Origin of the sequence: Salinisphaera sp. S4-8, from assembly GCF_040361235.1 — a bacterium.
In the GTDB taxonomy this organism is placed as follows: Bacteria; Pseudomonadota; Gammaproteobacteria; order Nevskiales; family Salinisphaeraceae; genus Salinisphaera.
Genome location: NZ_APNF01000003.1, coordinates 237,504 through 251,577, shown reverse-complemented (window position 1 = coordinate 251,577; position 14,074 = coordinate 237,504). Strand labels below are relative to the sequence as shown.

Below are 14,074 nucleotides of genomic sequence, written 5' to 3'. Positions count from 1 at the left end.
GCGGTGTATCTGCTCATAGTCGAAGACAACGATGATCTCGCCGCGAATATCGGCGAATACTGCGAGGAACGCGGCGATACCGTCGACTACGCCGGCGACGGCCTGACCGGCCTACACCTGGCCGCGGTCAATCGCTACGACGTGCTGGTGCTGGATCTGAGCCTGCCGGGCATGGACGGGTTGTCGCTATGCGAACGCCTGCGCCTGGATGCGGGCAACGACGTGCCGATTCTCATGCTCACTGCCCGGGATACCCTGCGCGACCGGCTCAGCGGCTTCGAAACCGGCGCCGACGACTATGTCACCAAGCCGTTTTCGTTGCCGGAGTTGTATATGCGTCTCAAGGCGCTGGTACGGCGTGCCTCCGGCGCCAGCGGTCATCTCACGGTGGCCGATCTGGTCTTCGATACGCGCAGTCTGATCGTGCGCCGGGGTGGCCGGCGACTGGAACTCACGCCCACGGGCCTGCGTATTCTCGAATTGCTCATGCGTGCCTCGCCCGCGGTCGTGCGCACCGCCACGGTCGAGCGTGCGGTCTGGGGCGACGACCCGCCCGATAGCGAGGCCGCCTTGCGGGGCCATATCCATCAGCTGCGCGGCATCATCGACAAGCCGTTTCCCGAAAAACTGCTCAAGACCGTACACGGCATAGGCTATCGACTGGCCGACGATGACAAGCTTTAGTTTCCGTCTCGGACTGCGTCCGCGTTTTCTGCTGGCCACCCTGGTGCCGGTACTGGTGGTGCTCGGCGGCATGATCTATGCCGTATCGTCGTTTCTGGACGTACTCGAACACGACATGACGCATGGTCAGCTCGCGCGCGAGCTCGATCGGGTGGATGCGCTGTACCGGCGCGACCCGCAGTTGCTGGACCTGCTCGGCCCGAACCTGCGGACTTATGTCACCCCCAAAGGGCAGACCGACGGTCTGCCGGAGAGTGTGAAATCGCTCGGCGCCGGTCAGTCGCATGAGGTCTGGCTGCCCGGCGCGGCCTATGAATACCAGGCCACGCGCCGCGATATCGGCGATCACAGCCTGTATGTGCTGCTGGATCTCACGCCGGAAGAACGTCTGGAAAAGGAATTGATCGGGGTCGCCTGGATTGCCGGGCTGGGCGCACTGTTTCTGGCCGTGCTCGTGGCGCTGTGGTTGTCGCAGGTGGTGATGCGTCCGGTGCGTCGGCTGGCTGCGCGCGCGGCGGCGATCGTGCCCGGCGAGCAACGCCCGGATCTGCGCCCGGCGACTGGCGATCGGTCGCTGGATATCATCGTCGAGGCATTTGATGGCGTGCTCGATCGCTTTGATGCCTTTGTTGCGCGTGAACAGGCTTTTACCGAAGACGCCAGCCACGAACTGCGCACGCCGCTGGCCACCGCGATCAGTTCGCTGGACCTGATCGCCGAGGATCGCCACCTGTCGGACAAGTCGCAGCTGCGCCTGGCCCGGGCACGCGCGGCCACCACGCGCATGCACGAGCTCATCGAGTCGCTTTTGCTATTCGCCCGCGAACAAACCGACGAAACCAGCAATACGCCGGTCAGCCCGGTGGTGCGTGAAGCGATCGCCATGCAGGCGCATCTGTTTTCGGCCGCGTCGGCGCCCGATATCGCATTCGAGGCGGATGCCGAAGTCCATGTTGCTGCGCCGTCGAGCATGCTGTTGTCGGTGATCAACAATCTGTTGCGCAACGCCATCGAGCATGGCGGTGGTGCGCGTATCGACGTACGCCTGACGCCCGATGCGCTGCATATTCGCGATCACGGCCGCGGGATTGCGCCCGCCGCCTTGTCGCGGCTGTTCGATCGGCGCTTCAAGGGCGAGCACAGTCGCGGCCAGGGCCTGGGGCTGTATCTGGTCAAACGCATCAGCGAGCGCTTTGGCTGGCAGGTGGATGTGGCCAGCACGCCTGGCCAGGGCACCGAGTTCGTGCTGCGCTTCGATCACGAAGCCCCGGCCTGAAGCCGGCGTGCACGCCCACGAAATACCAACGCCAACGCGATAAATCCGCCACGCCGTAAACGCCATGCTCGCCCGACTGGATGATACGAGCGGGAGTGGATGTCATGGCGTCGAGAATCTTGCAGGGCGTAGCGCGCTTGCGTGCCGCGGTTCGCGCGTTGCCGCGCCCAACGAGTGGCGTGGCCGGGCTGACGCTGGTCGTGGCCCTGTTCATCAGCCTCTTTCTCAATACCGTGTTCTGGAAGGCGGTAATCGCCGAGGCGGATATCGGTGTGGCGCGCAACCTCGGGTTCGGTCTGGCGCTGGCCGCGGCCATGGTCGGTTTCTTCGTACTGCTGATTTCGCTGTTCGGCGTGCGCTATGTGTTCAAGCCGGCGATCGTGGCGCTGCTGTTGATCGGCTCGGTGGCCAGCTATTTCATGTCGACCTATGGCGTGGTCATCGACGACACGATGATCCACAACATGCTCGAAACCGATCGCGGCGAAGCGTCCGGGCTTTTCAGCTTTTCACTGGTTTGGCATCTGCTGCTTACCGGCGTGCTGCCGGCGCTGGTGGTGTGTGTCTGGCGCGTGCGCTATCGGCCGTTCTGGCGCGAAGCCGGCCTGCGTATGCTCACCGTGGGGCTGGCCGTGGCCGTGCTGGGGGTGAGTGTCTACAGCCACTACAAGGATTTCTCCCTCGTGCTGCGCCAGAACCGCGAACTGCGGTATCTGGTCAACCCGACCTACCCGATTTATGCCGCGCTCGAAACCCTGACCCAGACCGCCGAGGCGGCGGATCGCAGCGTCACGCCGCTGGGTACGGATGCCCACCAGCAATTGCGCGCCGGCGCGCCGCGGCGGGTGGTGATCGTGGTGGTGGGCGAGACCGCGCGTGCCGCCAACTTTTCCCTCGATGGCTATGACCGCGATACCAATCCGCGCCTGAGTCAACGCGATCTGGTCAATTTCACCGACTTCAGTTCCTGCGGAACCTCCACGTCGGTGTCCGTGCCCTGCATGTTCTCGCGCCAGGATCGCCGCCATTACGACGGTACCGATGCCCGTTACAGTCAAGGTTTGCTCGATGTGCTCACGCATGCCGGGGTGAAGGTGCTCTGGCGCGACAACAATTCCGGTTGCAAGGGCGTATGCGACCGCGTGCCCAGCGAAGACCTCTCCCAGGCCGACGATCCCGAGCTATGCCGCGACGGCGAGTGTTTCGACGATATCCTCGCGCGCGGTCTGGCCAAACGCATTGCCGATACGCGCGGCGATCTGCTGGTGGTGTTGCATCAGAAAGGCAGTCACGGCCCGGAATACTACAAGCGTTATCCGGATGGTTTTGCCCGCTTCACGCCGGTGTGTGAAAGCAATCGGCCACAGGATTGCGATCGCCAGAGCATCATCAACGCCTACGACAACAGCATCGTCTATACCGATGCCGTGCTCGACAATCTGATCGCACTGCTCGCCCGTGATGCCAAGCAGCACGGCGACGCCACGGCGTTGTTCTATATGTCCGATCATGGCGAATCGCTGGGCGAGGACGGGCTGTATCTGCACGGTTTTCCCTATGCCCTGGCGCCGTCTTATCAGACCCACGTGCCGGCGCTGGCCTGGCTGTCGCCCGGCTTCGATATGGATCGCGCCTGCCTGGCGGGGCTGCAGGACAACGCCTATTCCCAGGACAACCTCTTCGATACCGTGCTCGGTCTGTTTGCCGTGAAGACCCGGGTCTATCAGCCCGATATGGATATCTTTCGCGCTTGTCGGCGTACCCCGGACGCGAGCAAGGCGACCCAGACAGCGCTCACGGCCGGGCCAGCGTCGCCGGGATGAGGTTGGGTTTGGGCGCGGCACGCAGCACACCGGCCGGCACCGCGAAGCCGTTGTCTTCGATCGCCGCGCTCGATTCCAGGGTGCGTTCCCAGGTACGCAGAAAATGCTCGGCCGAGTCGAACAGGTTGCGCATCTGTTCGGCGTTGCCTTCCTGGCGGATCTCTTCGACCATGCCGCTTAGCATGCCGTAGTGGGCGCTGCCGTCGATATCCAGCGACCAGGTGCGCCCGCGCCCATCCGGCGCGCGGGTGCGCGGGTGCGCGGCTGTTCGAAGACCACGCCGGCGATCGTGTCGAAATCGTCGATCTCGTCGAAGATTTTGCCGTCGAACAGGGTGTAGGGGTAGCGTACTTCCTGGCCGGTGGCGATCGTGCTGCGCCGGGCGGCCTGTTTGGACAGGCCATTGGTATCGGTCCCGAAACCAAAGCCGTAGAGCGGCTTGTCGGCGTCGGCCATGTCGGCGGTGGCAGCGTCGTAGATCAGGCGCAGTTCTTCCATCTTGTTGAGCATGTCGTGCCCGTTGTCCATGCTCGGGTAGATGAAACCGCCGCCGCGCAGCACCCGCCGGGCCTGATCGTTGGTGATGCCGCCGAAGGTGCCGTGGGTGGAGACCAGCGGATAGACCGGCGTCTGGGCCTCGGCCAGTTCCAGCAACTGGTTTTTCATTTCCAGTTCCATGTGGTCGAAATCGAAGATCATGCCGGCGCGCATGATCTGTTCGAATGCGTACTGGCCGATCGGTGTCAGCCAGCGCGCGTTGCACTGGTAGGTATCCGGGTAGAAGGGCACCAGCCCGCCGGGGCGCCCGCCCTGACCGGTGAAACTCGTCAGCGGGCCGAGCCCCGGAATGGTCTGCAATACGATGCCGCCGTGGTCGCTGAACAGATAGCCACTGAAATCGGCCGTGTTTTCGGCGTCGGGGCAGTCGTAGGTGGTCCAGAATTCGCCGGTGGGCAATTCCGGCGGATCGGAGAACAGGCGACCGAGATAATCGCTCAGGCTGAGTTTGCCCAGCGGCTCGAGATTGATGAGGCCGTCCTGATTGTTGCTGCTCGGATCCTGCAGCTGGCTGATCGCGTCGCTGTTGATGAAGGCGGTAATCGCGGCCAGATCGTCCGAGGGCAGGCCGCCGCTGTTCTCGCGGTTGCCTACATTGAGGATGAAATCGTTGAACAGGCCGTTGCCGCCGAAGGCGTTGTCGAATTCGTGGACGGTGATGATCTGGCGTACGCCCAGATCCTTGAGCCGGGTCAGCTGGGTGAGGATTTCGTTGTCTGCCCCGGTTTCGGTCATGGCACAGTCGTAGCTGTTTTCCAGCCCGCCTTCGCCGGTTTCCTCGAATGGCTCCTGGGTACGCAGCGGGCTGTAATTGAGCTTGCAGTCGAACAGATTGGAAATCTCGATGCCGAGCACCACAGCGAGCTTGCCGTCTTCGATGACCGTACGGGCCTGTTGCGGGTCGAGCACGATCCGGAACCAGCCCTTGCCCGGGCCCCCGTACTGGGCGTCGATATAATCCTGCATCGCATACATGGTGCCGATTTCGCGCTTGGCGCTGATCATCGAGTTGCAGTTGCGTAGCGGATTGGCGCCGTTGAGGTTGCGCAACAGCTCGCAGAGCGTCTGGTTTTCCACCAGGTCGTTGACGGCGACCCGAAGGCCGGCCTTCCAGGCGCGTTCCAGCCATTTCCAGTAGATCGCTTCGTGGGTGAGCGAATCCGCGGCCGGCCAGTCGGGAAAGGTGGGCCAGCCGGCGGTTTGGTGGCCATCGAAGTCGCCGACATAGAAGGCGCCGAGCACGTCCAGGCTGCCGTTCGGCCCGTGCCGCTCGGCGCCGTCGCCCAGGGCATCGGTCACACCGAACCGACTGAACGGCGCGCCCCATTCGGCGCCGCCCAGAAATTCGGTTGCACTGATATGCACATGGACATCCGCCATGCCCAGCACGCGCCCGTCGGCGGTGGTGCCCTTGAAGGTCTCGCCGATCGTGTTCGACTGGGCTTCCGGGAATTCGGCGCAGTCGCCTGCGGCGCGCCGCGCGAAGGTGAAGCTTTGCGACGGCGCCGAGGCGCTGGCCGCGGCCGTGGTCAGCTGGCCGTCACTGTCGATGGCCAGATTCGTATCGGCGCTGTCGGCTGCCAGCGTGAACGCCGGGTAGGTGGTCTGCGGATCGGCGAAGTTGCGATACCGATCGAGCGCGTCGACCTCGGGTTCGAGCCAGGCCACGGGCGTGGCCGGATAGGGTGTGGTATCGCCCACACCGAGCACGGTCCAGATATCGTCGTCGGTCGGCGCTTCCAGGGTATGCGTACCCACGGGCGCGGCTGCGGAGAGCAGCCGGCTCTGGCTGTCGAACAGCAGATACTGGCCCAGGGCGGCCGGCTTCATGAAAAAGGCTTCGCCGGCTTCGGCGGTCACGGCCGTGGCGCGATAGCCGCCGGTATCGTTGCGTACGAGGTAGGCATTGCGTCGGTTGGCGCGAATGGCAAAACACTGGTTGTTCAGTGCGTAGCGGCTGCGTACCACCGGTTCACCAATATCGGCGTCGTCGCCGCCATTGCCGCCGTTGTCGGGATCGCCGCCGTCGCCCCCATTGCCGCCCGGGCTGTTGCCGGTGGAGGTCGTCTCGAGGGTGATTGAATCATTGTCGTCCGGGCAGCCGGTGAGCATGAAAAGCGCCGTGATCAATACAACGATGAGCCCGATGTGCGTTCGCATGGCCTGTCCCCCGGCGCCTGGTGATACAGCCCGGCGCCCGGGCCGTGCTGTCGGGCCCGGCGTCTATACGCGCTTTCGGGCCGAATTTACCGTCATTCGAATCTAGCGCGCGGCCCGCGGGCGAGCTACGGTAAAAATCTACTGTTTCGCCTGGGCGCAGGGCGCAAAGGGGGCATCGATGCGGCGGTCCGTGATTTTCATTACTGCGAATGTCGTCGTGCTTGGCGGGCTTGCCTGGGTGCTCGCGCCCCGCTCGGCAAACGACGCGCCTGCGCCAGACAAAACGGTACACGCGGCCTTTGTGGTGCGCCAGGCAAAGCGCGTATCCGGCCCGCCGGTCATCCGCACGCAAACCGGCGCGCATCTGCAAATCGAAGTCGAAAGCGATCGCGACGACGAGTTGCACCTGCATGGTTACGATCGCAGCTGGCCGCTATCGGCCGGTGAGCTGGCGAGCGCCTCGCTCGTGCTCGATCGGGCCGGGCGCTTTGCCCTGGAGCTGCACCACGCGGATATCGAGCTGACGACGCTGGAAGTTCAACCGCAGTGAGCCGCCGGCAAGGCCTGGCCGGCTGGGGTACGGGCGTTGTCGCAAGCGCCGTTCTGCTGGTGGCGCAGCCGGCCTGCGCGCATTCCTTTGGTCAGGTGTATCGCCTGCCGGTGCCGGTCTGGCTGTATCTCTATGGGGCCTGTGCTGCGCTGGCGCTGTCGTTCGTGGTGATGGTGTTCTGCCTGACCGGCGAGCCCGCGCGTACGCCGGGCGGGCCAGCGCCCGGCCTCGAACTGAGCGGGCCGCGGCTGCCGCTCGCGCGCGGGGTGATCGGTCTGTGTGCCGGGGCGGTAGGCGTGGCCATGCTCGTGCTGTGTATCGCCAGTGGGCTGTTCGGCGTGCCCGGGGCCTATGCGAATTTCAGCATGACCGCATTCTGGATCGTGTTCCTGCTCGGTATTGGCTACACGGTCGCCCTGGTGGGCGATATCTATCGTTGGCTCAACCCCTGGCTGGCGCTTGTCGAACTGATCGAGCGTATCTGGCCGGGTTTTACGCGTGGTCGCTATACCTATCCGAGCGCGCTGGGTTATACGCCCGCGCTGGCGTTCTACATGGCGCTGGTATGGCTGGAACTCATGGGCCCCGGTACGCCGTTCTCGCTGGCGATCGCGCTGGGGCTCTACAGCGCCTTGAACCTCGCCGGCGTGGGCTTGATCGGCGCGCGCGACTGGTTTCGCTACGGCGAGCTGTTCAGCGTGCTGTTTGGACTGCTCGCGCGCATGGCGCCACTCGCCGGCCCGGACGGGCGGCCGGGGTGGTCGCATGCGCCGTGGCTGGCCCTGCGGAGGGTGCGTATCGAGCGTGTCAGCCTGTTGCTGTTCGTCATGTTCATGCTTTCATCGACCGCATTCGACGGCCTGCACGAAACCGCGGTGTGGCGGCGGCTGTTCTGGGTCGACATGTATGCGAACGTGTTCTCGCTGTGGCTGGGAAGCAATCCCATTGCGGCATTCCCCGCGTTGCTGCGCCTGTATCAGCACTGGCAAACGCTCTGCCTGCTGGCCTCGCCGTTCGTCTATCTGGGCGTGTACCTGTTGTTCGTGGCGTGCATGCGAGTCGCGGTGGCCAGCCGCCTGTCAGTAATGAGCCTGGCTTGTCGATTCGCGCCGGCGCTGCTGCCGATCGCGCTGGCCTATCACGTGAGCCACTATTACACCCTGCTGCAGACCCAGCTGCTCAAGATTGTGCCGCTGGCCTCCGATCCGTTTGGCTTTGGCTGGAATCTGTTCGCCACGGCCGAATGGTTCGCGCGGGTCAACGTGCCGGACCCGAGCACGGTCTGGCATGTTCAGGTGGCGGTGATCGTGTTCGGGCATATCGCGGGCGTGTATCTCAGCCACCGGATCGCGCTGACGGTGTTTAAAACCCGGGTGCGCGCCGCCATCAGCCAGCTGCCGATGCTGCTGCTGATGTTGGCGTTCACCGTAGCCGGCCTGTGGATTCTGGCCCAGCCGATCGCCGCCGGCTGAGCAGCGCGTCAGTCGATCAGTTCGAAGCTCACGCCGGCGCGTTCGTGCAGGCGTTCGATCAGCGCATCACCCATGAGCGTGGCCGGGGTCCAGAAGCCGCCGTCGGTTTCGCCGCGCTGGCTCAGACAGATCGCGGCCTCACTGAGCATCTTGGAGGTCGAGCCATAGCCGGGATCGCGATCGCCCACGACCTTGGCCTTGAGCTTTTCGCCGGCCGCAGTGGTGCCGAACAGGCGGATATCGTAGAAGCCCTTGGCCTGGGCCTCGGCGCTCGGGCCTTCGCCCGGCTCGGGCAACACGAAGCGTTGCAGCAACGCGCGCGTGGGCTTGATGGCCACGCCCATGAGAAAACCGCCCAGGCCCGCGGTCAGCCCGTAGGCGTTGAGCCGGCCCTTGGTGCCGCGTCCGGTCATCATCGCTTCGTCGTACTTGAAATCCGCCCCGTAGGCCTGGCCCGACAAGGCGTTGCTGCGCTGGACCACGCGCGTGTTGCAGCTGGCCATGATGAACGGCGCGATCCAGCTGTTGGCATCGGCATCGAAGGACGCGCCCTTGGGGTTGGGCTGGCGCACCTCGGGACGATAGCCCTCCGGGCAGATCGAATAGGGGTTGGCCAGTTGCTTGCGCAGCGCCGGATTGGCGCGGACTTCCTTGGCGAAATTCACCAGGCTGGCCACCGTACCGCCCGAGAACGTGCCGCGCATGGCTTTGACGCGCATCTTGACGCGCGTACAGGGCGCGCCGAAACGCTCGCGCGCGTTGCGCTGCAGAAAATGCACGCCCAGATCCGAGGGCAGGGAATCGAAACCACAGCAGTTGACGATACGCGCGCCGCTGGCCTTCGCCCGTGCCTCGTACTTGGCGAGCATGGCCGCGATCCAGTGCACCTCGCCGGTCAGATCGCAATAGTCGGTGCCGCTATCGGCACAGGTGGCCACCAGTTTTTCGCCGTAGAGCGCATAGGGCCCGACCGTGGATACGACCACGCGCGTCTGTGCGCACATCGATGCCAGCGAATCCGCGTCGTCGGCATCGGCCACGATCATGCCCACGTCGGGGGCGCCGATATCGCGGCGCACGGTATCGATCTTGTTTTGGGAGCGACCCGCCATCGCCCAGCGCACCTCGCCGTCGTCGCCGTAGCGTTCGGCCAGATAACGGCAGGTCAATTGTCCCACGAAGCTCGTTGCCCCGAAAACCACGATATCGAAAGCAGGCGTATCCATAGCTGACAGCACCGATGAACAGGATTGGAACAATCTACTAGACAATGCGGATTACCGGCGATCGGAGACGTTGCTTGGCCGCCTGCCGCGCCTCGCGTAAGCTTGCCGCAGCCTCAATCCAGGGTCCGCCATGGTCTCTCAAAACGACTCCTACGACCGCGCTGCCCGCAGCGCGGAAAATGCCGCCGCCGGCGACGACACCATCGATTTCGGCTACGAGCGCGTAGCCCGCGGCGAAAAGCAGCGCCGCGTGGGCGCGGTGTTCGATTCCGTCGCCGACAACTACGATCTGATGAATGACCTGATGTCCATGGGCATCCATCGGGCATGGAAGCGGTTTACCCTCGAACTGGCCGCAGTGCGCGAGGGCGAACACGTGCTCGACCTGGCTGGCGGTACCGGTGATCTGGCCGCGGGCTTCGCGCGCCGGGTGGGCCCGAGCGGGCGTGTGCTGTTGTCGGATATCAACGGCGCGATGATCGCCAACGGCCGGCGCCGGCTGCTTGATCGCGGCGTGGCCGGAAATATCGATTACTGTCTCGCCAATGCCGAGAAATTGCCATTTGCCGACAACAGCTTCGACTGCGTGTCGATCGGCTTTGGCCTGCGCAACGTCACCGACAAGCCGGCCGCGCTCGCCGAAATGCAGCGTGTAACCCGCCCCGGTGGGCGCGCCATCGTGCTCGAGTTCTCCAAACCGGCCGTGCCGGGCCTGGACAAGCTCTACGACATCTATTCGTTTTCGGTGCTGCCGTGGCTGGGCAAGACGGTCGCGCGCGATGAAGCCTCCTACCGCTATCTGGCCGAATCGATTCGCATGCACCCGGATCAGGCTACGCTCCAGTCGATGATGGAAACGGCCGGGCTGGTGCGTTGCGGCTATCACAATCTCACCGGCGGCATCGTCGCCGTGCACCGCGGCTATGCGCCCTAGACCATTGGCGGCACGCCTCAACTCACTACGCCCGGATCTGCCATGACGGAAACTGCCCTGCGGAGTCTGCCCACGCCTGCGCTGGGCGCGGCCGAAATCGCGCTCAATCGTTATCTCGGCAGCGATGCCCGCGCGCTGGAACACTGCGCCGAACTGGCCGGGCGTTCGCTTGAACTGCGCTTTGCCGATCTGGGCCTGCGGCTGGTGTTCGTGGCCGAACGCCACGGCATGCAGCTGCGCGGTGCGCCGCAAACCCAGGCCGATGTCTGTCTGACCGGCACTGCCGCTGCCTTCGGGCGGATCGTGTTTTCCGGCGGGCGCGAAGGTATTACCGGCGGCGGTCTGCGTATCGAAGGCGACGTGGGTGTGGCCCAGCGCTTTGCCGATCTGTTCGCCAGCGTGGATTTCGATATCACCGATATCATCGACGCGCGGCTGGGGCCGGTGCCGGCCTATTTCGTTGGTCAGGGCATCAAACAGGCACGGGCGCTTTTTTCGCGCGCGGCCCGCGAATTGCCGGAACAGACCGCCGAATATCTGCGCGAGGAAACCCGCGACGTAATCGGGCCCTTTGAGCACGAGAAGTTCGTGACCGAGATCGAAACCCTGCGCGACGACACCGAACGGCTTTCGGTACGTGTGACACGTTTGAGCCAGGGCAAGCCATGATGTTCGATCGCAGCCGGCGCATGCTCGAAATCATCCGGACCGCGCGCCGGTACGGGCTGGGCGAACTCGCCGGCGATACCGCGCCGACCTGGTTGCTGGGCAAGCCGCGCGATTTCGACGAGCCATTGAATGTGCGCCTGCGTCTGGCCCTGGAAGAACTCGGGCCGGTCTTCGTCAAATTCGGCCAGACGCTATCCACGCGCCGCGATCTGTTGCCGGACGGCATGGCCGAGGAACTGGCCAAGCTCCAGGACGAGGTACCGCCGTTCGAGGGCGCCGAGGCCCGGCGGCTGATCGAATCCGCCTACGGGCATTCGCTGGATCGATTCTTCGAATATTTCGAAACCGAGCCCATGGCGGCGGCCTCGATCGCGCAGGTGCATCGGGCACGTCTGCACGCTCGCGAAGGCGAAGCCGAGGGCCGTTCGGTGGTGGTCAAGGTGCTGCGCCCGGATGTGCACGAGCGCATCGAACGCGACGTAGCCGTGCTTTACCGGCTGGCCGGCCTGGCCGCGCGTTTTCATCCCGAGGCCAAGCGGCTGAGACCCGTCGAGATCGTGGCCGAATACGATCGCATCATCACCGACGAACTGGACCTGATGCGCGAGGGTGCCAACGCCAGCCAGCTGGGACGTAACTGGGCCGGTTCCGATCTGATCGTGCACCCGGAGATCCATTTCGACTACAGCACCGAAAGCGTGCTGGTCATGGAACATATGCACGGCGTGCCGATCGACGATGTCGATACGCTCAAAGCCGCCGGCGTGGATTTCAAGGTGCTCGCCGAGCGCGGCGTCGAAATCTTCTTCAAGCAGGTCTTTCGCGACAACTTCTTTCATGCCGACATGCACCCCGGCAATATCCTGGTGCAGCCCGAAGTACCGCATCGGCCGCGCTATGTCGGCCTGGACTTCGGCATCGTCGGTTCGCTGACCGCGGACGATCAGCGCTATCTGGCCGAGAACTTCCTGGCCTTTTTCAACCAGGACTATCGCAAGATCGCCGAGCTGCACGTGGAATCGGGCTGGATGCCGGCCGATACCAGCATCGAGGAATTCGAAGGCGCGATTCGGACCGTCTCCGAGCCGATCATGAACAAACCGCTGGCCGAGATTTCCTTCGGCCTGTTTCTGGTACGCCTGTTCAAGATCGCGCGGCGCTATCGCTATCAGGTCCAGCCGCAGCTGGTGCTGCTGCAAAAGACCGTGCTCAATGTCGAAGGTCTGGGCCGCGATCTCTACCCGCAGCTGGATCTGTGGGCCACGGCCAAGCCGGTGCTCGAGCAATGGATGCGCAATCGCGCCAGCCCCCGCGTGGCCGGCGAACGGCTGAAAAACCAGCTGCCACAGATCATGGACAGCCTGCCACGCATGCTGCCCACGCTCATGAAGCGCCTGGACGAGGGCACCAACCCGGCTGCCCGCGAACTCGAACGCGCGCTCACCGATATCACCCAGGAACTGCGCAGCGCGCGCCGGGCCATGCGCTGGACAGTGGTGGGCACGGGGCTGGTGGTCTCCGGCGTGTTGCTGGTGATCTATCCACCGGCGCCGGTCTGGGTCGGCATCGTCGGCGCGCTGGCCGGGTTCGGTTGCTGGGTACAGGCCTCGCGCGGCTAGCGCGCTAGCGCATGCGTGCATCGGCGCTCGAGCCCGGGCCGGTCGACGATCGGCTCTGGCTGCGAGCGGCGGATGCGCTCGACAAGCCGATTCTCTATCGCTGGCAGGTCGCGGCCTATCGCGAACATATCGAGACGCTGTGGGGCTGGGATGCCGAGTGGCAGGCACGCGACTTCGACAAGCTTTTCGCCGCACTCGGGCCGCTGGTCATCATGCAGCGTGATGCCGGCGAGCGCTGCGCGGCGGGCTATATCCAGACCCAACTTCGGCCTCGATCGCTGCATTTGGCCAATATCGTGCTGCGTGCCGAGATGCGCGGGCAGGGCATCGGCACGCGCGTGCTGCGCCATCTGCAATCGCAGGCGGCTGCCCGGGACATGGCGGTGACGCTCAAGGTGTTTTGCAGCAATACGCGCGCTCTGGCGTTCTACCGCCGGCTGAATTTCCAGGAAACCGGGCGCACGAAAACCCATGTCGAAATGCGTTGGTTACGCAATCTGCCCGAGGTATGACGCGATGACCTGGTTACCCGCGATCGAACGTCGTGGCCGGCATGTCATGCTCGAACCGCTCGTGCGCGATCATGTCGATGCCTTGTGTGCGGCCGTGCGCGATGGCGAGGCCTGGCGGCTCTGGGTGGCCGATGTGCCCAGCCCGCAACAGATGCGCCGCTATGTCGAAACGGCCCTGGCGGCGAGCGATCAGCGGGCCTTCGTGGTGCGTGAACGCAGCGGTGACATCGTGGGCACCACGCGTTTTTATGGCGTGGATGCAGTCAATCGGCGTGCCCTGATCGGCTTCACCTGGTATGCCGCACGCGTTCGTGGCACGGCGGTCAACAGCGAAAGCAAGTATCTGTTGTTGTCGACGCTGTTCGACGAGAACGATGCCATCGCGGCGGCGTTTCGCACCCACAGTCTGAATATCGCGTCGCGGCGTGCGATCGAGGCCCTCGGCGCCAAGCAGGATGGACTGTTGCGAAACCACCGGATCCGTGCCGACGGTACGCTGCGCGATACCGCGGTGTATTCCATCATCGCCGCCGAATGGCCGGCCGTACGCGCGAACCTGCGTTCTCGCCTGGCCGCCTACGCCTGACCGCG

Annotated in this window: 13 protein-coding genes; 10 read left to right on the top strand and 3 right to left on the bottom strand. The window is 64.4% G+C overall.

The features are described from left to right. Nucleotides 1-3 precede the first annotated feature (3 nt). The 3 genes from S4A8_RS06295 to S4A8_RS06285 all read left to right on the top strand — a co-directional run bounded on the left by S4A8_RS06295 (nt 4) and on the right by S4A8_RS06285 (nt 3,783). The gene (locus tag S4A8_RS06295; RefSeq protein WP_353219478.1) at nt 4-684 is read left to right on the top strand and encodes a response regulator transcription factor; all 681 of its coding nucleotides are present in this window, start codon (nt 4-6) and stop codon (nt 682-684) included. Next, complete coding sequence (locus tag S4A8_RS06290) at nt 671-1,960, top strand: sensor histidine kinase (RefSeq protein ID WP_353219477.1); 1,290 nt, start codon at nt 671-673, stop codon at nt 1,958-1,960. Before S4A8_RS06295 ends, S4A8_RS06290 begins: the two co-directional genes overlap by 14 nt. 104 nt (nt 1,961-2,064) lie before the next feature. After that, the gene (locus S4A8_RS06285; RefSeq protein ID WP_353219476.1) at nt 2,065-3,783 is read left to right on the top strand and encodes a phosphoethanolamine transferase; all 1,719 of its coding nucleotides are present in this window, start codon (nt 2,065-2,067) and stop codon (nt 3,781-3,783) included. Here S4A8_RS06285 and S4A8_RS06280 read toward each other — a convergent pair. Together S4A8_RS06280 and S4A8_RS06275 are read right to left on the bottom strand one after the other, a co-directional pair. Further along, nucleotides 3,755-3,955, bottom strand: a complete 201-nt coding sequence (locus tag S4A8_RS06280; RefSeq protein ID WP_353219475.1) for a hypothetical protein — start codon at nt 3,953-3,955, stop codon at nt 3,755-3,757. The two genes, S4A8_RS06285 and S4A8_RS06280, sit on opposite strands and share 29 nt — an antisense overlap. A 5-nt stretch (nt 3,956-3,960) precedes the next feature. Next, the gene (locus tag S4A8_RS06275; protein ID WP_353219474.1) at nt 3,961-6,501 is read right to left on the bottom strand and encodes a hypothetical protein; all 2,541 of its coding nucleotides are present in this window, start codon (nt 6,499-6,501) and stop codon (nt 3,961-3,963) included. A 190-nt stretch (nt 6,502-6,691) separates the two neighbouring features. Here S4A8_RS06275 and S4A8_RS06270 point away from each other — a divergent pair, with 190 nt between their 5' ends. Together S4A8_RS06270 and S4A8_RS06265 are read left to right on the top strand one after the other, a co-directional pair. Further along, nucleotides 6,692-7,051, top strand: a complete 360-nt coding sequence (locus S4A8_RS06270; protein WP_353219473.1) for a hypothetical protein — start codon at nt 6,692-6,694, stop codon at nt 7,049-7,051. Then, nucleotides 7,048-8,523, top strand: coding sequence for a hypothetical protein (locus S4A8_RS06265; RefSeq protein WP_353219472.1), 1,476 nt, complete (start codon nt 7,048-7,050; stop codon nt 8,521-8,523). The genes S4A8_RS06270 and S4A8_RS06265 overlap by 4 nt, the downstream gene beginning before the upstream one ends. An 8-nt stretch (nt 8,524-8,531) precedes the next feature. On the opposite strand, the gene S4A8_RS06260 is transcribed toward S4A8_RS06265, so the two are convergent. Further along, nucleotides 8,532-9,749, bottom strand: coding sequence for a saccharopine dehydrogenase family protein (locus tag S4A8_RS06260; RefSeq protein WP_353177393.1), 1,218 nt, complete (start codon nt 9,747-9,749; stop codon nt 8,532-8,534). Nucleotides 9,750-9,879: 130 nt separating this feature from the next. Here S4A8_RS06260 and ubiE point away from each other — a divergent pair, with 130 nt between their 5' ends. The 5 genes from ubiE to S4A8_RS06235 are packed head-to-tail and all read left to right on the top strand — an operon-like array spanning nt 9,880 to nt 14,069. Then, nucleotides 9,880-10,683 carry a bifunctional demethylmenaquinone methyltransferase/2-methoxy-6-polyprenyl-1,4-benzoquinol methylase UbiE gene (gene ubiE, locus S4A8_RS06255; protein ID WP_353219471.1) on the top strand — a complete coding sequence of 268 codons (804 nt, stop codon included), beginning with the start codon at nt 9,880-9,882 and terminating at the stop codon, nt 10,681-10,683. Nucleotides 10,684-10,725: 42 nt separating this feature from the next. Further along, a complete protein-coding gene (locus S4A8_RS06250) occupies nt 10,726-11,352 on the top strand; it encodes a ubiquinone biosynthesis accessory factor UbiJ (RefSeq protein WP_353219470.1) in 627 nt (208 codons plus the stop codon). Further along, complete coding sequence (gene ubiB, locus S4A8_RS06245; RefSeq protein WP_502950710.1) at nt 11,352-12,971, top strand: ubiquinone biosynthesis regulatory protein kinase UbiB; 1,620 nt, start codon at nt 11,352-11,354, stop codon at nt 12,969-12,971. Before S4A8_RS06250 ends, ubiB begins: the two co-directional genes overlap by 1 nt. A gap of 11 nt (nt 12,972-12,982) precedes the next feature. Beyond that, entirely contained in the window at nt 12,983-13,483 is a 501-nt protein-coding gene (locus S4A8_RS06240; RefSeq protein WP_353219468.1) for a GNAT family N-acetyltransferase, read from the top strand. Between the two features lie 4 nt (nt 13,484-13,487). Then, on the top strand, nt 13,488-14,069 hold the full coding sequence (locus tag S4A8_RS06235; protein ID WP_353219467.1) for a GNAT family N-acetyltransferase: 582 nt from the start codon (nt 13,488-13,490) through the stop codon (nt 14,067-14,069). Nucleotides 14,070-14,074 lie beyond the last annotated feature (5 nt).